The sequence below is a fragment of the Corallococcus sp. EGB genome (genome assembly GCF_019968905.1).
GTDB lineage: Bacteria > Myxococcota > Myxococcia > Myxococcales > Myxococcaceae > Corallococcus.
In genome coordinates, this window is record NZ_CP079946.1 from 7,756,257 (window position 1) to 7,775,489 (window position 19,233).

Annotated in this window: 15 protein-coding genes; 9 read left to right on the forward strand and 6 right to left on the reverse strand. The window is 69.6% G+C overall.

Annotated features, from left to right (window positions below):
• Nucleotides 1-85: 85 nt before the first annotated feature.
• The 5 genes from KYK13_RS31475 to KYK13_RS31495 all read left to right on the forward strand — a co-directional run bounded on the left by KYK13_RS31475 (nt 86) and on the right by KYK13_RS31495 (nt 4,423).
• Entirely contained in the window at nt 86-880 is a 795-nt protein-coding gene (locus tag KYK13_RS31475) for a thymidylate synthase (protein WP_223637313.1), read from the forward strand.
• Nucleotides 877-1,365 (forward strand): dihydrofolate reductase, encoded by a 489-nt coding sequence (locus tag KYK13_RS31480; protein ID WP_370645197.1) that lies wholly within the window; start codon nt 877-879, stop codon nt 1,363-1,365. The genes KYK13_RS31475 and KYK13_RS31480 overlap by 4 nt, the downstream gene beginning before the upstream one ends.
• A 63-nt stretch (nt 1,366-1,428) precedes the next feature.
• The gene (locus KYK13_RS31485; protein WP_223637318.1) at nt 1,429-1,665 is read left to right on the forward strand and encodes a hypothetical protein; all 237 of its coding nucleotides are present in this window, start codon (nt 1,429-1,431) and stop codon (nt 1,663-1,665) included.
• Nucleotides 1,666-1,787: 122 nt separating this feature from the next.
• Nucleotides 1,788-3,668, forward strand: a complete 1,881-nt coding sequence (locus KYK13_RS31490; protein ID WP_223637319.1) for an FTR1 family protein — start codon at nt 1,788-1,790, stop codon at nt 3,666-3,668.
• Between the two features lie 11 nt (nt 3,669-3,679).
• Complete coding sequence (locus KYK13_RS31495) at nt 3,680-4,423, forward strand: GlsB/YeaQ/YmgE family stress response membrane protein (RefSeq protein WP_223637321.1); 744 nt, start codon at nt 3,680-3,682, stop codon at nt 4,421-4,423.
• Between the two features lie 9 nt (nt 4,424-4,432).
• Here KYK13_RS31495 and KYK13_RS31500 read toward each other — a convergent pair whose 3' ends face one another.
• Entirely contained in the window at nt 4,433-5,959 is a 1,527-nt protein-coding gene (locus KYK13_RS31500; protein ID WP_223637322.1) for an MBL fold metallo-hydrolase, read from the reverse strand.
• A 17-nt stretch (nt 5,960-5,976) separates the two neighbouring features.
• Nucleotides 5,977-7,275, reverse strand: a complete 1,299-nt coding sequence (locus KYK13_RS31505; RefSeq protein ID WP_223637323.1) for an HD domain-containing protein — start codon at nt 7,273-7,275, stop codon at nt 5,977-5,979.
• A 167-nt stretch (nt 7,276-7,442) separates the two neighbouring features.
• Here KYK13_RS31505 and KYK13_RS31510 point away from each other — a divergent pair, with 167 nt between their 5' ends.
• From KYK13_RS31510 to KYK13_RS31520, 3 genes are read left to right on the forward strand one after another with little or no spacing between them, the layout of a single operon-like run.
• Nucleotides 7,443-8,543 (forward strand): ATP-grasp domain-containing protein, encoded by a 1,101-nt coding sequence (locus KYK13_RS31510; protein ID WP_223637324.1) that lies wholly within the window; start codon nt 7,443-7,445, stop codon nt 8,541-8,543.
• Complete coding sequence (locus KYK13_RS31515; RefSeq protein WP_223637327.1) at nt 8,482-8,910, forward strand: N-acetyltransferase; 429 nt, start codon at nt 8,482-8,484, stop codon at nt 8,908-8,910. The genes KYK13_RS31510 and KYK13_RS31515 overlap by 62 nt, the downstream gene beginning before the upstream one ends.
• A gap of 41 nt (nt 8,911-8,951) precedes the next feature.
• Nucleotides 8,952-10,472 (forward strand): transglutaminase family protein, encoded by a 1,521-nt coding sequence (locus tag KYK13_RS31520; protein ID WP_223637330.1) that lies wholly within the window; start codon nt 8,952-8,954, stop codon nt 10,470-10,472.
• A 30-nt stretch (nt 10,473-10,502) separates the two neighbouring features.
• On the opposite strand, the gene KYK13_RS31525 is transcribed toward KYK13_RS31520, so the two are convergent.
• A complete protein-coding gene (locus KYK13_RS31525; RefSeq protein WP_223637333.1) occupies nt 10,503-12,593 on the reverse strand; it encodes a thioredoxin domain-containing protein in 2,091 nt (696 codons plus the stop codon).
• Between the two features lie 164 nt (nt 12,594-12,757).
• Between KYK13_RS31525 and KYK13_RS31530 the strand changes: the two genes are divergently transcribed.
• Complete coding sequence (locus KYK13_RS31530; RefSeq protein WP_223637336.1) at nt 12,758-14,089, forward strand: glycosyltransferase family 39 protein; 1,332 nt, start codon at nt 12,758-12,760, stop codon at nt 14,087-14,089.
• Here KYK13_RS31530 and KYK13_RS31535 read toward each other — a convergent pair.
• The 3 genes from KYK13_RS31535 to KYK13_RS31545 all read right to left on the reverse strand — a co-directional run bounded on the left by KYK13_RS31535 (nt 14,076) and on the right by KYK13_RS31545 (nt 19,219).
• Nucleotides 14,076-14,339 carry a hypothetical protein gene (locus KYK13_RS31535; protein ID WP_223637339.1) on the reverse strand — a complete coding sequence of 88 codons (264 nt, stop codon included), beginning with the start codon at nt 14,337-14,339 and terminating at the stop codon, nt 14,076-14,078. The genes KYK13_RS31530 and KYK13_RS31535 overlap by 14 nt on opposite strands.
• A gap of 1,278 nt (nt 14,340-15,617) precedes the next feature.
• Nucleotides 15,618-16,526, reverse strand: a complete 909-nt coding sequence (locus KYK13_RS31540; protein ID WP_223637341.1) for a hypothetical protein — start codon at nt 16,524-16,526, stop codon at nt 15,618-15,620.
• Nucleotides 16,523-19,219, reverse strand: a complete 2,697-nt coding sequence (locus KYK13_RS31545; protein WP_223637344.1) for a PEP/pyruvate-binding domain-containing protein — start codon at nt 19,217-19,219, stop codon at nt 16,523-16,525. The genes KYK13_RS31540 and KYK13_RS31545 overlap by 4 nt, the downstream gene beginning before the upstream one ends.
• Nucleotides 19,220-19,233 lie beyond the last annotated feature (14 nt).

Sequence of the window (19,233 nt, forward strand, 5' to 3'; positions counted from 1 at the left end):
GATGCGACAGATGCACCGCCGTGCCGAGGTGGCCCGGGATCATTATTTTGATCAGCCGTTCGACCCCGCCTAAGGAAAAAGCCCAATGCGGCCATACCTGAGTCTGATGGAGCACGTCCTGAAGCACGGGACGCAGAAGGGCGACCGGACCGGCACGGGGACGCTGAGCCTCTTCGGCCACCAGCTCCGCTTCGACCTCACCCAGGGCTTCCCCCTGGTGACGACGAAGAAGCTCCACACGAAGTCCATCATCCACGAGCTCTTGTGGATGCTGCGGGGCGACTCGAACGTGCGCTCGCTCCAGGAGGTCGGCGTCACCATCTGGGACGAGTGGGCCAACGCGGACGGCAGCCTGGGCCCCGTCTACGGCCACCAGTGGCGCTCGTGGAACACGCCCGACGGCGGCCACGTGGATCAGATGCGGCAGCTGGTGGACGGGTTGAAGAAGAACCCGGACTCGCGCCGCCACCTGGTGAGCGCGTGGAACGTGGCGGACGTGCCATCCATGAAGCTGCCGCCCTGCCACGTGATGTTCCAGTTCTACGTGGCGGACGGGAAGCTCTCCTGCCAGCTCTACCAGCGCAGCGCGGACATCTTCCTGGGGCTGCCCTTCAACATCGCGTCGTACTCGCTGCTCACGATGATGGTGGCGCAGGCCACCGGCCTCACCGCGCACGAGTTCATCCACACGATTGGCGACGCGCACCTGTACTTGAACCACGTGGAGCAGGCGCAGGAGCAGCTGAAGCGCGAGCCGCGCCCCCTGCCGCGCATGCGCCTCAACCCGGACGTGAAGGACCTGTTCGCCTTCCGCTACGAGGACTTCACGCTGGAAGGCTACGACCCGCACCCTGCCATCAAGGCGCCCGTGGCCGTATGAGCCCGCGCGTGTCCGCCATCGTCGCCATGGCGGCGAACCGCGTCATCGGGCAGGGCAACACCCTGCCCTGGCGCCTGAAGCCGGACCTGGCGCGCTTCAAGCAACTGACGATGGGCCACACCCTCGTCATGGGCCGCAAGACGTACGACTCCATCGGACGTCCGCTGCCCGGCCGCACCACCGTGGTCCTCACCCGTCAGCGGGACTGGGCCGCCCCCGAAGGGGTCCGCGTGGCCCACACCGTGGCGGACGCCCTGGCGCAGGCAGGAAGCGACAGCGAGGTCTTCATCGCGGGCGGCGCGGACCTCTACGCGCAGACGCAGGCGCTGTGGCACCGGCTCTACCTCACCCGCATCGAGCGGGACTTCCCCGGCGATGCCTCCTTCCCGCCCATGGACCTCACCGGATGGAGGTTGGTGGAGGAGGAACGGCACCCGGAGGGCGACCTGCCCTTCGGTTTCTTCACCTACGAGCGTCAGGGTTAGCCCCCATTCCGGGGGTTCCAGATTCGACTTATCGTGCGGGCTCCTCTCACCGAAGGAGCGTGCATGCGTCGTCATGTGATTCGTGGGCTGGGGCTGTTCGCGGTGCTGGGCTTCGCCGCCGCCTGTGGCGGGCCCATCGAGGAAGGCCCGGGCGCACAGCCCGGCACGCAGGAGCAGGAGCTGCGGCAGTGCCCGGAGAGCGGCATCTGCGCTCCTGGCGAGGTCTGCTACTTCGGCCCGGGCGGCCCCTGCTATCCGTGCAAGACGTACCCGCAGTACTGCGGGATCGAGCTGCCCTGAGTCATCCCCGGGAGCACGCTGAGTGTCTCCCCCCGAGCCCCCCTCGATTCTGAGGGGGGTCTCATCAATTGAATTTGATTCGCAGAATTGAACGCGCCAGAGGGGGTTGGTAGAAGACGGCCGTGAAACACGCCGCCTCCCTCGCCCTGTGCCTGCTGCTTGCGCTGTCCTCTTCCGCCCGGGCCGAAGCCCCGGCCAACGACGAGGGGCGCACCTGGCACCGGCTGGTGGGCATCCTCCAGTACCTCCAGGCGGACTACCCGGCGGCGGTGGCGTCCCGGTCGGAGTTCGAGCTGACGGAGCAGAAGAGCTTCGCGGCGGAGGCGCTGGCGGCGGCGCAGGACCTGGGCCCGGCGGCGGCCACGTTCGTGCCCCGCGTGGAGGCCATCCAGGCGCGCGTCAACGAGGCGAAGGACCCGGAGGGCGTGAGCCGCGACTGCGGTGAGCTGGTGGAGAGCCTGGTGCTGGCCGGAGGCCTGGCGCGCAGTCCTCGCGTGACGCCGGACCTGGAGCACGGCGCGAAGCTGTTCCAGGCCAACTGCTCGGCGTGCCACGGCGCGGACGGCAAGGCGGACGTGTCCATCGCGGCGACCATGGAGCCCAAGCCGGCGGACTTCCACGACCCGGAGCGGATGGAGGACGGGATCACGCCGTACAAGGCGTTCAACACCACCAGCTTCGGCGTGCCCGGCACGGCGATGCCCGCCTACCCCACGCTCTCCGAAGACGACCGCTGGTCGCTGGCCTTCTTCGTCTTCACCCTGCGCCAGCCGCCGTGCCAGGGCGAGCCGCCCAACGCGTCGATGGAGCGGCTGGCCACGTCCACGGACGCGGAGCTGGCGAAGGCGTTCGGCGCGGAGAAGGTGGCGTGCCTGCGCCGGCACATGCCGGACGCGGACGAGGAGAAGGTGCTGCTCAACGCGCGCGCGGCGGTGGGCCACGCGCTGCGGCTGGGCGCGGACGGCGACTACACGGGCGCGAAGAACGCGCTGCTGGACGCGTACCTGAACGGCCTGGAGCCGGTGGAGCCCAAGCTGCGCGGGCGCGACCCGGCGCTCACCCAGAAGCTGGAGGCGGCATTCCTCCAGGCGCGGCTCGCGGCGGAGCGCAAGAGCCCGCACCTCCAGGATGAGGGGCGTGAGCTGTTGTCGCTCCTGGACCAGGCGCGCAAGTCCACGGGCAGCACCACGGACGTGCTGTCCGTGGCGTGGCTCACGCTGCTCATCCTGCTGCGCGAGGGCTTCGAGGCGACCATCATCGTCACGGCGCTCCTGGCGGCGCTGAAGAAGATGAAGGCCATGGACCAGGTGCGCGTGGTGCACGTGGGCGTGGTGTCCGCGCTCATCGCGGGCGCCATCGCGTATGTCCTGGGCCGCAAGCTGATGGCGGGTGCGCAGCGCGAGTGGATGGAGGGCCTCACCGCGCTGGTCGCCGTGGGCATGCTGCTGTACGCGGCGCTGTGGCTCAACGCGCGCGCCAACGTGAGCCACTTCATGGGCGAGCTGCGCCAGAAGATGCAGGGCGCGCTGGGCCGCGGCAGCACGGTGGGCCTGTTCGTCATCGCGTTCACGTCCGTGCTGCGCGAGAGCTTCGAGACGGCCATCTTCCTCCAGGGCCTGGCGGTGGACTCCGCGGCGGGCGTCGTATGGGGCGTGGTGGCGGGCATCCTGGCGCTGGGGGTGCTGGTGCTCTTCGTCAACCGCATGGGCTACCGGCTGCCCATGAAGACGCTCTTCAACGCCTCCACGGTGGTGATGGTGGTGACGGCGGTGATGCTGCTGGGCAAGGGCATCCACTCGCTGCAGGAGGTGGGCGCGCTGCCGCTGGTGCCGGTGCGCTTCATCCACGTGGACATGCTGGGCCTGTATCCGGACGCGCTGTCGCTGGTACCGCAGGCACTGCTGGCCGTGGCGCCGCTCGTGTACAGGACCCTGCGCCGCCGGACCCGCGAAGAGACGCCGGCCTCCGGGGACGGGGCGACGCCGACGCCGCCCTTGCGGTAGCGTGGGCCCTGGTGAAGCTCCCGCGTCCGCTCCCACTCCTCGCCCTGCTGCTCGTGTCGAGCCTGGCCTCCGCCCAGGAGGCCCCCGCCGAGCCGGCCCAGGCTCCCGCCGGGAGCCTCACGCCGCCACCGCTGGTGGGCGCGCCGGACGAGGACGTGCCTCCGCCTCCGGACGCCACGTCGGGTGACGAGGTCCCGAAGCGCGCCTCCGTCCCCGCCGAGGCGCTGCCGTCCGTGAAGGCCGCGCCCGTGGCGAAGGACCCGGTGCCGCGCGTGGCGGTGGAGGTGCTGGGCGGCGCGGCGGGCGGCGTCGTGGGTGCGACGGTGCTGGGCTCGGTGGGGTACCTGCTGGGGTCGGCCACGGTGGGCTGCGACGAGTGCCTGGTGATGGCCGCCGCGGGCGCCGGAGCGGGAGCCATCATCGGCATCCCGGTGGGCACGTACGCGGGCGGCCGGCTCATGGACGGGCGCGGCCGGGTGGGCCCGACGGTGCTCGGGAGCCTGGTGGGCTGGGGCGCGACGTTCCTGGCGCTCACGCTGGTGAACAGCGGAGGCACGGAGACGCCCCCGGCCGTCAACGCCGCCCTCTTCATCCTCCCGGTGGTGGGCGCGAGCGCGGGCTTCGAGCTGTCCCACGCCAAGGTGCTGCGCCAGGAGGCCGCGCCGCAGGCGGCCCCCACCCCGTCCGTGCACCTGATGCCCGTGGCCACCTACAGCAACAAGGGCCCGCACCTGGGCCTCATGGGCAGCTTCTAGGCGCCGGGCTCAGGCCCCCACGCGGAACCAGGTGAGGGAGTCCTCGCGCACGCGGCCCTCCGCCACCAGCTTCTCCAGGGAGGCCAGGGCGCTGCGCTCCGCCACGGGGTGCAGGAGGGGCGGCGTGTCCGCGTAGGCCGTGGCCACCACCTCCGGCAACGTCGCGCCCGTCGCGGGCACCGCCTCCAGGATGAGGGCCTCGCGCTGGGCGCGGTGGCGCAGGTACTCGTTCAGCTTGCCCGGGCCGTCCGGCACCGGCGAGCCGTGCGCGGGGTACAGCGTGGTGACGGGCCAGTCACGCAGCCGCTTGAGCTGCGTGAGGTAGTCCACCATGTTGCCTTCCGGCGGGTCGATGACGATGGTCCCCACGCTCGCCACCATGTCCCCCACGATGGCCGACTTGCTGCGCGAGTCCACCAGGCACACGTGCCCGCGCGCGTGCCCCGGCGTGTGCAGCACGTGCCAGCGCTGCGGCATGGGGCCGTCCAGGTTCAACACCTCGCCGTCCTCCAAGAGGCGCTCCACCGGGAAGTCCAGCCGGTCCGCCGTGCGCGCATGGCACCAGAGCGGAATGCCCAGCCGCTCCTTCACCGCGAACGCCCCGCCCACGTGGTCGCCGTGATGGTGCGTGAGCACCACCGCCACCGGCCGCGCGCCCTCCGCCTTCAGCCCTGACACCAGCGACAAGAGCTTCGCGTACTGCTTCACGTCCGACGAACCGGGGTCCACGATGAGCAGGTCGCCCGTGCCCAGCACGTACGCGTTCGTGTGCGTCGCCGGAGGCAGCGTGGGCGTCTCCAGCGCCACCACGCGCACGCCGCGCTGGAACTCGATGCGCTGGGCCACGAAGCCCGGGCAGTACGGCGGCGTGCACAGCCTCGCGCGCGCGTCCGCTTCGTCCGTGAAGTCGGACAGCACCTGCAGCGCGTGCTGCGCGGGCGGATGCAAGAGCGCCGTGCCGTCGCTCCAGCGCGCCAGCCCGTCCTCCGGGCGGATCCACGCGCCCTCCGTCAGCTCGCCGGGGATGATGCTCGCGGTGGCGCCCTCGGGCAGCTCCACCAGGTAGAAGCGTGTGTCGAAGCGCACCGGGACGGACGGCGGCGTCACCCAGCGCCCCGCGGCCTTGAGGTCCTCCGCGCGCAGCGCCAGCGCGTGACGCGCCAGCCACTCGCTCCACTTCACCGTGCCCGCGAGCAGCGCCGCCCTCCCCTCCTCCAGCGTCTGGGGCGACAGCGCGCGCGCCCCCTCCGCCACCAGCACGCCCGCCTCCTCGAACAGCTCGCGCGCCGCGGCGGAGCGCAGCGCGGCCTCCTCGCCCTGGGCGCCCTGCACGGGCACGTCGTGGTCGTCCTTGTCCAGCTTGCCGCCCGGGAAGGCCTGGAAGCCGCCCGCGAAGGAGAGCGCGCGCTCGCGCTTCACCCAGAACACCTCCACGCCGCCGTGCACGCGCCGGTAGAGGATGACCACCGAGGAGGGCCGGGGCTCCACGGGGGTGTGGGGCCCGAAGAGGCCCATGCCGGGAAGGGGCTCGCTCATGGTTGCACCGTCGTCCTTCAAGGTTGCGTCGTCTGGCCGAGCAGCCGGCCCATCATCTCGCGCGCCCGCTCGGCCTGGTCCGGCCGGACATAGAGCCGCGTCAGTCGCACCGCGCCACTGTAGCGCTGGTACAGCGGCGTGTAGCGCGCCACCTCCGTCAGCCGGCCGGTGGACACGTCGAGGATGAAAAGACCCGGGTTGCCGCTGCCCCCGGAGGACCCCACGTACTTGCTGAGCGCCCCCTTGGACTGCACGGTGTAGTGCTCGAAGCCGCCGCTGGTGAGCGCGCTGTTGAGCACCTCCAGGTCGTAGCCCGTGTCGCGCTCCGTGAACTGCGCCAGCAGCTTGAAGCCCTGCCTGCGGCTGATGCGCTCCGCCCACCGGTTCTTCGAGCGGCGCAGCGTGTACCAGAGCGCCGCGTCGTCGCAGAGCAGGAAGGACTCCGGGTCGTGGGGAATCTCGAACTCGCCGGGCGTCTCCTCGTAGTAGCGCCGCAGCATGTGGTCGAAGTTCACCGACGTGTGGTGCAGGTACACCGACACGAACATGTGGTAGCGGCTGAGCAGGAAGTCCTCGAACGCGAACGCCGCCGCGCGCGACAGGGCCAGCACCGCCCTGCCGTCCTTCACCGCCGGGTTCAGGTTGGAGACGATCCAATCCATGTCATACCGGCCGTAGTTCACGCCCGTGTAGAACGAGTCGCGCAGCAGGTAGTCCATCCGGTCCGCGTCCAGCTCCCCGGACACGATGGCGCGCAAGAGCGGCGTCCAGTCCACGCCCTTGTACGTGAAGCCGGGGTCCTTGGGCGGCTTCGCGCCCGTAATCAGCGCCACCGCCGCCATGGGGGTGATGCCGCGCGGACCGAACTCCTTCTGGATGATGTCCGTCAGCGAGCTGTCGAGCAGCAGCTTCGCCGTGTAGTCCTCGTGGGTCGCCTGCTCGCCTTCCGCCACGGCATCCAGCCAGCCGGGCAGCCGCAGCAGTGACCGCCGGGGCGCGATGCGCTCGGACGCGTGGGACAGGGGCATGTGCCCCAGGTCATGGCAGAGGACGGCCAGGCGCACGGCCGTGCAGAAATGTTCACGCACGTCGTCCGGCAGGTCGGAGCGGCTGGCCACGGCGCCGAAGACGCGCGAGGCGACGTACATGGCCCCCAGGCTGTGGGCGTGCCGGGTGTGCGTGGCGCCGGGGAAGGCCAGGTCCCCGAAGCCCAGCTGCCGCACGTAGCGCAGGCGCTGGTAGAAGCGACTGTCGATGACGGCCTTCTCCGGGTCGCTGACCGGAATGACGCCGTGGATGGGGTCGCGAATCCGCATGGTGTTCTTGCCGGGCCGAGGAGCCGGGGGTGGCCGGTCGCCGTCCCAACGGGTCACCCACCGTAGCGCATACCCCGCCAGGCGGTAGCCCTGTGAGGGACCGACCGGACACCATGTCACAGGCTGGGAAGGTCCCTGGGGACGTGCTAACCCTCGGGCCACTCCGAATGCACATCATCCTGCTGCACAATCGTGACCACGACCTCCTCGAGGACGACCCCGGGCGCGAAGCCCGCGAGGACGTGGTCCGGGTGGCCGAAAGCCTCGCCCATGCGCTCAGCCGTGACGGCGTGGTCGCCGAGCCGCTCGCCATCGAGGGAGACCGGCTGGACTTCGTGGAGTCGCTGCGCTTCCTGCAGCCCGACCTCGTGGTGAACCTCTGCGAGTCGCTGGCCGCCGACAGCCGCGGAGAGATGGCCGTCCCGTGCCTGCTGGACGCGCTGGGCCTGCCGTACACCGGCTCGTCCGCCCTCTCGCTGGGCCTGGCGCTGCACAAGCCCAAGGCCAAGGACGTGCTTCGCGCCCACGGCGTCTCCACGCCCGCCTCCTGCGTCGTGCGCAAGCGCGAGGACGCACTGGCGGTGGACCTGCCGTGGCCGCTCATCGTGAAGCCCGCGCGCGAGGACGCCAGCGTGGGCATGGACTTCGACTCCGTGGTGACGGAGCGCTCGGCGCTCGTGCGGGCGTGCGAGTCCGTGCTGCGCACCTTCCACCAGCCCGCGCTCGTGGAGCAGTTCATCCCGGGACGCGAAGTGTACGTTCCCCTGTTGGGCAACAGTCCGCGACAGGCGTTGCCGCTCACGGAGATCCACTTCGGCCGCGCGTTCGAAAACAGGCCGAACATCGTGTCGTACCGGGCCAAGTGGGAGGAGGAGTCACCGGAGTACCGGGACTCGCCCACGGGGCCCTGCCGGCTCGACGCAGTGCAGGAAGCGCGTTGCATCCAGACGGCGCTGGAAGCATTTGCAGCGCTGGACTGCCAGGACTATGGACGCGTGGACCTTCGGGTGTCGCCCGAGGGTGTGCCGTACGTCATCGACATCAACCCCAACTGCGACCTGCACCCGGGCGCGGGGTTCGCGAAGGCGGCGCAGGCCGCCGGCATGGACTACGCGGCCCTGGCCTCCCGCATCGTGGAGGTCGCGCTTGAAAGGACCCATGGAAATCCGCACGCTCGAAAGAAAGGACCGGGAACCGCTCGCCGCGTTGATCCGGCGAATCGAAACCTTCTCGCAGGAGGAGCAGGACTGCGCCATCGAGCTGGTTGATATCGCGCTCACGGCGGGCAACCGGGACTACTCCATCCTCGTGGCGGACCGCGGGCAGGACGGCGGCGGGCTGGTGGGCTACTGCTGCTATGGCCCCACGCCGATGACGGAGCACACCTTCGACCTGTATTGGATTGCCTCCGCGCAGGAGGTGCGGGGCCAGGGCGTGGGGGCCGCGTTGGTCTCCGCCATGGAGGGCGACCTGCGCCGCCGCAAGGCGCGGATCATCCGCGTGGAGACGAGCGCCACGGAGGCCTACGGCCCCACGCGCGGCTTCTACGCGTCCATGAAGTACGGCGAGGAGGCGCGGATCCGCGACTTCTACAAGCAGGGTGATGACCTCATCATCCTGACCAAGCGCCTGTAGTCCCCCTCCGGAGCGAGCAGATGCCTTCCATGAACCGACCGATGCGACGCACCCGTCTGGGATTGTTGAGCCTGCTCGCCCTGCTGACGGGGGCGCCCTCCGCGGCCTGGGCCCAGGCCCCCGCGCTGAAGAACCAGGTGAAGGCCGCGGCGTCCAAGGCCCTGGCGAAGGCGCCGCAGGCCCAGGAGCTGTCGGACGCGCTGAAGGCCCCGCGCCCCAAGGGCGGCGAGTACTTCGGCCTGTACCTGATGGACAAGAAGGTGGGCTGGTTCTTCACGGACCTGACGGTGCTGCCGGGCAACAAGGCCCAGAGCATCAACGAGCTCATCTTCAAGGCGCAGGTGGGCACGCGCGTGTCGGAGCGCGTGCACCGCGAGGTGCGCGTCTACGAAGCGAAGCCGGGCGGCAAGCTCTTGTCCTTCACCGTCACGCAGAAGGGCGACGGCGGGGACAACGAGCTCGTGGGCACGGTGGCGGGGGACTCCCTGCGCGTGGTGCGCAAGCGCCCGGGCCAGCCGGAGGAGGTGCTCAAGCCGCTGCCCCTGCCCAAGGAGACGGTGGAGGACGCGGATCAGGCGCGCGTGGCGCTCCTGCGCGGCCAGAAGGTGGAGGGCGTGGCGCTGGACGGCACGGACCTGGAGGGCTACCGCACCGTCACCACGGTGGAGGCGCCCGAGGAGCAGGTGCTGGGCGGCGTGAAGGCGAAGCTGTCGCGGGTGAGCACGCTGTCGGACAAGGAGAAGGTGCCGGTGACGTCGCTCCTGACGACGGACGGCAAGATGGTGCGCGTGGACTTCGGCCAGACGATGCAGGCGCGCGCCGAGTCCGAGGCGGTGGCGAAGCGGCTGGACCTGGTGGAGGTCTTCGGCCTCACGCGCGTGGTGCTGCCCAAGCCGCTGCCCGCGAAGGCGCGCGAGGTTCCCGGCCAGGTGAAGCTGGTGATGAAGAACCTGCCGGAGAAGTTCCAGCAGGACACGTACCGGCAGAAGTATCAGCGGCTGCCGGACGGGCGCGTGGAGGTGACGGTGACGGCGGCGCCGCCCGCGCCCAGGGGCCGCCTGCCCCGGCCGGTGGCGGATCCCGACGGTGGGGAGAACCTCAAGTCCACGCTCGCGGTGGAGTCGGAGGCGCCGGCCATCAAGGCGCAGGCCAAGAGCATCATCCGCGAGGAGAAGGACGCGTACACGGCGGCGCGGATGCTGTCCGCGTGGGTGTACAGCAATATGCAGAAGGACTACGGCGCGAGCGCGGACCGGGCCACGGACGTGCTGCGCCAGAAGAAGGGCGACTGCACGGAGCACTCGCTGCTCACGGTGGCCATGCTGCGCGCGTCCGGCATCCCCGCGCGCCGCGTGGACGGCGTCATCTACATGGTGAACTCGGACGGCGTGCCCGCGCTGTACTGGCACGAGTGGGTGGAGGCCTACGTGGGCGAGTGGACCCAGCTGGACCCCACGTTCAACCAGCCCGTCGCGGACGCCACGCACTTCTACGTGGGCTACGAGGGGAACGCGGAGATTACGCCCCTCATCGGTTCGCTCCAGGTCACGGACGTGAAGTAGGCCGCGTGCGCGTGTCCCCGCGGCCGCGCCTCAGTGGCCCGGGGTCGCCACCAGCCGCTCCGCGAGCAGGCCCGCTTCGGTGATGGGCCGCTCGCAGACGAAGCCGCGGCAGAGGTACGCGGCGCCCTTGTCTTCCACCGGGTCGCGCCCCTCGAAGAGCTCCTGGAGGCGCGCGGGCGGAGAAGCGCCCGTGTCGTTCCAGCCGAAGGAGAACACCGGCGCGTAGGTGCGGTTGGCGGCGGCCAGCAGCGGGGCCACGGCCTCGCGAGTCCCCGCGAAGGTGACGCCCGAAGCGCCGTCCACCAGCGCGTCCGCCGCGAGCCCCAGGTGGCCGTAGCCCATGGGATTTCGCACCAGCTGATCATGCAGCCTGGCGACGTAGTGCTCCGGGTGCTCCAGGTGGCACACGTCGCCGGTGAGCGCGGAGAGGACCACCTGCGCCTCCGTCAGCGTGGACGCGCCGGAGGGGAACGCGTTGTCGAAGAGGCAATAGGTCGCCACCACCAGGTCCTTCTGCCCGCGGGGCGCGGCGAGGTACGCCTGCTTCTCCTCGTCCCAGAACAGCTCCACCGCGCGGTGCGCGAGCGCGTCCGCCGCGTCCAGGTACTTCGCGTCGAACGTGGCCTGATAGAGCGCGGTGAGGCCGGCGGTGAAGTCTCCGTAGTCCTCCATGAAGCCGTCGATGCGGGCCTGACCGTCCTGGTACGTGCGAAGCAGCCGCTTGCCGTCCCACATCTTCGCGAGCACGAAGTCCGCCGCGTCGGCCGCGAGCTTCGCCCACTCCGGGCGGTTGAACACGCGCGAGGCCAGCGCGAGCCCGCGGATCATCAGCCCGTTCCAGCCCGCCAGGATCTTGTCGTCGCGGCCCGGCTTCACGCGCTGCTCGCGCAGGAGGAAGAGGACGCGGCGCGCCTCCGCCAGCTCCTCCTCCACCGCCTCCACGGGGCGGCCCTGCTCCTTCGCGAGCTGCTCCGCGGGCACGACGACCTCGAGCACCGTGGCGCCGTGCTCGAAGTTGCCCCCAGGGCTGATGCCGAAGTGGCGCAGCACGGTGTCCGCCTGCTGGCCCACGGACAGGGCAGCGCGGACCTCCTCGGGGCGCCAGACGAAGAACTTCCCCTCCTCGCCTTCGCTGTCCGCGTCCTGCGTGGCGTAGAAGCCGCCGGCCGGGTCGGTCATCTCGCGGCGGACGTACTCGACGGTCTCCTCCACGACCTTGCGCCAGAGCGGCCGTGACTCCACCTGCTCCGCCTCCGAGTACAGGTGCAGGAGCTGGGCGTTGTCGTAGAGCATCTTCTCGAAGTGGGGCACCAGCCAGCGCTCGTCCACGGAGTAGCGGTGGAAGCCGCCGCCCAGCTGGTCGTAGATGCCGCCCAGCGCCATGCGCTCCAGCGTGCGGAACACCGCCGCCTTCAAGGGCTCGCCGCCGCCGCGCCGCCACGCGCGCAGGAGCAGCGCGATGTTCATGGGGTTGGGGAACTTGGGGGCGCCGCCGAAGCCACCGTTCACCGGATCCATGCGCTTGAGCATGGACTGGCCCATGGCGACGATGTCCTCCGCGGACAGGTGCGCGGGCGCGGCATCCAGCCCGTGGACGGACAGCTCGCCCAGGCCCTCCTGGAAGCGTTGGGCCTGCTCCTCGATGTCCTCGGCCTTGTGCTCCCAGGCGTCGCGCAGCGCGGAGAGCAGGCGCGGGAAGCCCGGCCGGCCGTAGCGGTCCGAGGGCGGAAAGTACGTGCCCCCGTAGAACGGGCGCAGGTCCGGGGTGAGGAACACGGTGAGGGGCCAGCCCCCGCCCTGCCCCATGAGCTGCACGACGCCCTGGTAGATTTGATCCAGGTCGGGGCGCTCCTCGCGGTCGACCTTGATGTTGATGAAGCCGTCGTTCATCAGGCGCGCGATGTCCGGATGCTCGAAGGACTCGTGGGCCATGACGTGGCACCAGTGACACGCGGAGTAGCCCACGGAGAGCAGGATGGGCTTGTTCTCCGCGCGGGCGCGGGCCAGGGCTTCGTCCCCCCAGGGGTACCAGTCCACGGGATTCGTGGCGTGCTGGCGCAGGTACGGCGACGGCTCCCGTGCCAGACGGTTGGTGTGTCCAGAGAGGGGATGGTCGTCCATGGGGTACTCCCGGTTTGCAGCGGCTTCGCGGTCCTTCACATTGTGAGCCTGGGTTCGCGGGGGCAAGCCGAAATGGCCTCACTCCTCGCTGGCCAACGGCCCTCCGGTGCGCTTTGTCCGGGGGCGTGCGTGCGTCCGCCCACTCCTCCAGCCCCGGCCCGGGAATGAGGGCCTGTCTCGTCCTGGTGGCCCTGGGCGTGGCGGTCCGGCTCGCACTGGCGCTCGGGACGGACGTCTACTTCGACGAAACCTACTACTGGCAATGGGCCCGGCATCTGGCCTGGGGCTACTTCGACCATCCACCGATGGTGGCGTGGCTCATCGCGGCGCTGGGCATCCGGGGGACGTCGCTCCTGTGCGGGCTGGGGACGGGCGTGGCGGTGTGGGGGCTCGCGCTGGACGTGTATCGCTCGCGCGACGCGGCATGGCGAGCGGTGGCGCTGTGGAGCGCGGTGCCGGTGGGCATCCTCTCCGGAGTCTGGGCCACGCCGGATTCGCCCATGCTGCTGTTCTGGGTGCTGGGGCTGTGGGCGCTGTACCGCGAGAAGTGGGTGCTGGCGGGGCTGACGTGTGGACTGGCGCTGCTGTCGAAGTATCCGTCCGTGCTGCTGGGGCTGGCGTTCATGCTCGCGGCGCTGCGGGCGAGGCGGCTGCCCGCGGGGGCGTGGCTCACGGCGGGGCTGGGGTTGTTGTGCTTCCTGCCGGTGGTGTTGTGGAACGCGAGCCATGACTGGGTGGGGTTCAAGTTCCAGCTGAACCACGGCCTGGGCGGAAGCGGCGGCTGGGTCACGCTCGGCGAGTACGTGGTGGGACAGTTCGCCATGGGCGGCCCGGTGCTGTTCCCGCTGGCGCTGGTGTACGCGGTGCGAGGGCCCAGGGAGCAGTTCCTGCTGCGCATGGCGGCGGTGATTCCGCTGCTGTTCTTCGGCTACGCGGCGGCGAAGACGCGGGGCGAGGCCAACTGGCCCGCGGCGGCATACGTGGCGGCCTGTGTCGGGGTGGCGGGGATGCGGCCGGTGTGGCAGCGCGCGGCGGCGTGGAGCGGGATGGCGGTGGTGCTGGCGGTGACGTCGCACCTGCTGTTCCCGGTGCTGACGTTCGAGCGAGATGTGGTGCTGGCGAGGACGCACGGCTGGGGCGTGCTGGAGCGGCTGCGCAGGCCGGAGCAGTTGTTCCCGGGGATGGCGCCAGGGCCCACGGCGGTCTACGCGCCCACGTATCAGCTGGCGTCGCAGGTGGCGTACGCGGCGGGCGTGGAGACGGACACGGCAGGTCCGTCACGGCGCAAGAGCCAGTACGACCTGTGGCCCGAGCTGGAATTGAAGCCCGGGCAGGACGTGCTGTGGTGTTCGGAGAACGGCGCGGAGCCGCCGGCGGAGCTGGTGCAACGCTTTGGTTCCGTGGAGGGGCCCGTGAAGCTCACGGGGGTGTTCCGGGGACGCAGGCTGCACACGTTCACGGTGTGGCGACTGGGGGGACTGATCAATCCGGGCTGAGGAGCTTGTTCACGACGGGGTTGTCGTTCGAGTCCCAGCCGAGCACGCCAAGGCACATGCCCCGGCGGCCCCCGTCATCGGTCTGCGCGTCGAAGTTCACCGGGCAGGGGCCGCTTCCGCGAAGCCAGCCGTGGAAGAAGATGCGCCGCCCGCCATCGAGCGCCGCGGCGATGTCCGCGCCACCCGGGCCGCCCCCCCGCCGTTGTTTCCATCCGTGGGCAGGGGTGCTGCGCGACGGAGTTGAAGGCATTGGTGCCCAGGCCCTGGGTCCGCACCCTGATGGTCTCGTAGGTGCACTTGATGTACGGCCCGCGAGAGGCGAACAGGATGCAGTCGCCAGCGCGCGTCACCAGCACCGGGTTCTCCACGATGCGGTCCGAGCGCAACAACTGGCGACTGGTGGCCCCGCTGGCAACCTGCGTGCCCGCCGCGTTGAGCCGGACGATGCGCAGCGACGATGGCAACCGCTGCGTCTGTCTTGTAGAGCAGGAAGCGCGTGCCATCGCTGTCCTTGAATCCGGACGGGTCGATGACGCCAGCAGTCGCGATGGGCCGCTCCGGGACGTTGTCATCCGGAGCCGGCGTACTGGCGCGCCCGGGACAGACCAGGGGTCCGCCCGCGACTGGAGTGAAGGGCCCGAGTGGTGAACTGGCGGTGGCCGCCCCGATGCAGCGCTGGTTCTCGTCCAATCCAACCACGGGGCGTCGAAGTGGAGCTCTCAATCGTTCGCGCTGATCCGCTCCAGGTCCGGAGCCCACATGCCACCGCCCGTGGCGCACGAAGGCTTCGGAAACGAGGCTGCCGGTCGACATGCTGTAGAGCTGACTGTTGTTGCTGACCACTGTCGGGTCAGCGAATCCACCACCGCCCGGAGCAAACACGGGCCGGGGCGCGGCACCTGCGGTCAGAGAGACATGGAGACAGGCAACGAACGGAGCGGATGCGCCAAGGGCGCGACGTCGGGTGGACGTCATCGGTGAGTCCTCCTTGTCATCAACCAGCGCCCATTGGTTCGCAGCGCCCCGGCAAGGCCCCCCTGAAACGATGATGCACTCGGAGCGCAATACTCAGGGCCAGGGAACCTTCCGGCTCCTGCGCTTCGCGTAGTGATTAGGTGCCGACCAGCCTATGAGATAGCGTCAGGCCATGACTCATAAACGATTGCTGCTCGCCAGCTTCTGCCTCGCTCTCGCTTTCCCCGCCATCGCGCAAGGCCCACCCGTCAGGGCGGATTGGAAGAAGGCTGCGCAGGCGGCATGTGGAAACAACTACCTTCCCAGGGTAGACCCCAACTCAATCGACCAGGAACTGTGTGCAGTTGAGTGTGTGCCCACCAACAAAGCGGCTCAGAAACGGACCAACGTGCTTCTCGCTGAAGGCTCGCCATGTCATAAGCACCACTTGACTGCCCCGCCGTTTCCACTCTTGCTTGGCAAATGCAGACTTGGCTCCTGCATCACGCCGAAGCCATGAGCGGGTCCGCCATCTCTGACTGTATTGCTCAAGGACAGCTCTGGAGTCTTCACATCAACGTACTGGCAACACCAGCATGACAAAGAGAAACGCAAAGTAGCTCCGGGCCGCCAGTCGTCCTGACCGGGCTCGCGGCCTGCGCTGTTTGAAGAACAGCGTCAGGTTGATGCCCGCCATTCCCAGGGGCAGCAGGAAGAGCCAGCCCGTGACGTGTGATTGCCAGGGCTTCGTGAGGCACAGAATGAGCCCCGATGCTCCGGCCATCACCATGAAGGCAATCACCGCGCTGGCGGTGGACCCCACTTCGTCGGAGTAGAGCTTCTCCCCTGGCTTCGTCGTCCCCGGCCACGCGGTCTTCCGCATCACCTCCCAGTGCAGGTACAGGAAGACCATTCCCAGGATGGCCAGCAGCCCTTGGGGATTCAGTGGCCTTCCGGTGCGCTCCGCGTGCGCCACCCAGACGTAGAGGCCGTGGCCCACGTGGAGCTGGATGGCGATTCCAATCATCAGGAACATGCTGCGCTGGTACGGAGCCCAATTCTTCTCCAGCCACCAGAGCACCAGGGCGTGCACCATGATACCCGACAGGATGGCGGCCCTCACCCAGGACACCGCCAGGTTCGTCCCGAGCAACACGGCCGCGTTGAGCCCCAGCGCCACGTACAGGTCCCCGAAGCTGACGTCCCCCTTCGCCAGCCCCCGGTCCGGGTTGTGGACCAAGTCGTATTCGTAGTCGCGCAGCTCATCCACGATGCGCATGAAGTAGCCCACGCCGAAGATGCTCAGCGCGACGAGCAGCAGGTCCGCGGAGAACGCCAGTCCCCCGCCGCCGTCGAGCACTCCAAACATCCCGTCCAGGCTCACGCACCAGAGCGTGATGACCAACAGGTAGAACAGCGGCGGGTAACGCTGCACGGAGAAGCGCAGCGTCGCCCTCACCCGCTCCATGACGGTCCTGCTCATGCCGCCACCAGCGTGACCGTGCCCGTGGAACCATCCACCCGGACCCTGGCTCCATCCGGGATGCGCGTCGTCGCGTTGGCCACGCCCACCACCGTGGGGATGCCGAATTTCCGGCCCGCGATGGCTGTATGCGACAGCATGCTGCCGCGCTCCACCACGATGCCTCCCGACGCCAGCATCAAGAACAGCCAGCCCGGATCCGTCTCCTTCGCGATCAGGATGTCGTCCTTGCTCAGCGAGCCCACCGCGCCCGGGTCCAGCACGATGCGCGCGTTGCCCTCTACGATGCCCGCGCTCGAACCGATTCCCTTGAACAGCGAGGCGTCATCACTGGCCGCCTCCACCGCCCTGGGAATGCCATCCGCCACGCTGCCCACCGTGGTGAAGTCTCGCGGCGGCTGGCGCTCCTGGTTGTCCTGTTGCTCCCGCCGCCGCAGCCTCGCGAGCTCTCCCAGGTTCCTCGTGACACTCCGGCCCTCGAAGTGGTCCAGCACCTCGCGCATCGTGAGGTAATGCACGTCCAGCGGCGCATCGAGCACGCCCCGCTCCGACATCCGTTGTCCCAGCGCCGCGAACACCTGCTTGCTGAAGCCGAAGAGCTGGCCCCGCCAGAACCGGCTGTCCTCGCGCAGACCAATCACCGTCCGCAACTTCTCCAGGAGCTGCTCGATGGCCAGCTTCCGCAGCGGATGCCCCTGGAGGAGCGTGGCCAACTGCGCCTCCGCCTCCGTGCGCCTTGCCCTGTCCGACGCCCTCAGCTCCTCACGTGTCACGGACGAGCGAGCGTAGGACTGGACGACTCGCACCAGGTCCCACGGCGTGTCCCGCAGGTTCGGGCGCTCCACGTTCAACTCCTGCACGCCCCGGTCCCCGAACTCGCGCAGGTGCTCCCGGAAGGCACGGGCGAACGCGGGCGGCACATCCCCGGCGTCGATGCTCTTCCAGAGCGCCTCCGCCTCCCCTTCGTCGAAGCGCTTCGCCAGCGCCGGATCCGCTCGCACCTGCTCCGCGAGCGCCACCGCGGAGAGCAACGCGTGGGTGCCCGCGTCCGGCTTCGCCCCGCACATCAAGCCCACCAGCAGCGCGCTGGGGTCCTCGCCGGTCCACTTGAGCAACAGCCTGCGCGCCAGTCCGAAGCACGTGTTGATGTACCAGTGGTTGATCAGCGTCAGCCCCCACCAGTTCCCCACCTCCGTCCAGACGCGCCGGAAGTGATGGATGAGGACCAGCGGGTCCTCCTTCTCCACGGACAACGCCCGCAACCCCGCGAGCGTCCGCTTCCACCACGCCCCGAACGCTTCGAAGTCCCGCTGGAACGTCGCGGTGACCGTCAGCGCCCCCAGCACCGAGCGCCCCAACGCATACGCGTAGCTCGCCGTACTGGGAAAGCTCTCACGGTGCCCCGGCAGCCGGATGACCAGCGAGGCGTCCCGCTGGAGCACGTCCTCCAGGTCCCGCATGGAGGTGGCCGCGATGAATGGGTTGATGCCATTGACGTGCATCAGGTTCGACAGCGAGTGGTAGACGCGCCCGTCGATGAACCCCAGCATGTTCTGGAACGCGGGCGTCTGGTCATGCAGGGCCCTCGCGTCCGCGCCCTTCATGCGGCGCAGCAGGTCGTAGAAGATGACCTCGTAGAAGTAGCTGGCCAGCGAGTACGTCAGCGGCGTCGTGACGCCCGGGAAGCTCTCCGAGACGTTGCCGCAACCCCACACACGGATCTTCCGGAAGTCAAAGGCGATGGGCCTCGCCTGCAACACGTGGAGATTGCCGCCCTCCGTGAACGTGCCCTCGATGTCCTGCGGCTTGCCGAAGCTGCGCTCGATGTCCCTCGCCATTCGGGCCAGGCGCTTCAGCTCCTCATCCGTGAGACACGGCGCGTCCCGCAAAGGCTCCGGCACGGGGCGGCGGACCAGCTCGCCCCCAGGCTCGGGGTTCTCGCAGAGCATGTCCGCCTTGTGGGCGAGTTGCCGGTCGATGTGGCCCGTCTCCGGGTGGATGAAGTAGTGGTCCACGCCCACCTTCTCCTGGACCACGCCCTCCCCGATGCCGTGCCCCGCGACGACCAGCGTGCGGCGCTCCGTCGTCTTCGGGTCGCACGTGAAGGCCACGAACGAGCGGCGGCCCGGAACCATCCGCTGCACGCCCACCGCCACCATCAGTCCCCGGACGTCCCGGCCCTGCGCGAGCCGGTAGATGAGCCCTTCCGGCGTGTAACCGGACGCCCAGCAGCGGCGGATGCGGTCCAGCAGCGCGTCCCTCCGCACGTAGAGGAACGTGGAGCTCACTCCCGCGAATGGATCCGTCTCCGAATCCTCGCTCTCCTCCAGCGCCCGCCCCACCACCGAGGCCCGCACGGCCACCACCCCGCCTACGCTGAACGTCCGGTCGAAGGCCTCCAGGATGGACGCTTCGCGCTCCGCCCCCAGGGGCACCTGGAGGAAGAGGTGCTCAATCTCCTCCGCGACGCGGCGGATGTCCTGATGGGACGTCCGGTCCACCGCGGTGGTGAGCCGGTCGATGGCACCCTGAAGGGGCCGCGCCACCTCCTGGAACATCGTGGTGGTGAGGCAGAAGAACTCGGGGACCGGGAAGCCGTGCCGCGCCAGGTGCTGCTGACGCGCGAACTTCTGGCCCACCTGCTGCGGATCGCTGGCCTCGGTCATGGAGACGAGCGGAAGAGTCGATGACATGACAGGGAATTCCT

Bases quoted from the DNA above. Each gene is read 5' to 3' on its own strand.
- KYK13_RS31485 (WP_223637318.1), top strand. From the start codon at position 1,429: ATGCGTCGTCATGTGATTCGTGGGCTGGGGCTGTTCGCGGTGCTGGGC.
- KYK13_RS31525 (WP_223637333.1), bottom strand. From the start codon at position 12,593: ATGGACGACCATCCCCTCTCTGGACACACCAACCGTCTGGCACGGGAG.
- KYK13_RS31480 (WP_370645197.1), top strand. From the start codon at position 877: ATGAGCCCGCGCGTGTCCGCCATCGTCGCCATGGCGGCGAACCGCGTC.
- KYK13_RS31505 (WP_223637323.1), bottom strand. From the start codon at position 7,275: ATGCGGATTCGCGACCCCATCCACGGCGTCATTCCGGTCAGCGACCCG.
- KYK13_RS31500 (WP_223637322.1), bottom strand. From the start codon at position 5,959: ATGAGCGAGCCCCTTCCCGGCATGGGCCTCTTCGGGCCCCACACCCCC.
- KYK13_RS31545 (WP_223637344.1), bottom strand. From the start codon at position 19,219: ATGTCATCGACTCTTCCGCTCGTCTCCATGACCGAGGCCAGCGATCCG.
- KYK13_RS31530 (WP_223637336.1), top strand. From the start codon at position 12,758: ATGAGGGCCTGTCTCGTCCTGGTGGCCCTGGGCGTGGCGGTCCGGCTC.
- KYK13_RS31520 (WP_223637330.1), top strand. From the start codon at position 8,952: ATGCGACGCACCCGTCTGGGATTGTTGAGCCTGCTCGCCCTGCTGACG.
- KYK13_RS31535 (WP_223637339.1), bottom strand. From the start codon at position 14,339: ATGCCTTCAACTCCGTCGCGCAGCACCCCTGCCCACGGATGGAAACAA.
- KYK13_RS31540 (WP_223637341.1), bottom strand. From the start codon at position 16,526: ATGAGCAGGACCGTCATGGAGCGGGTGAGGGCGACGCTGCGCTTCTCC.
- KYK13_RS31475 (WP_223637313.1), top strand. From the start codon at position 86: ATGCGGCCATACCTGAGTCTGATGGAGCACGTCCTGAAGCACGGGACG.
- KYK13_RS31510 (WP_223637324.1), top strand. From the start codon at position 7,443: ATGCACATCATCCTGCTGCACAATCGTGACCACGACCTCCTCGAGGAC.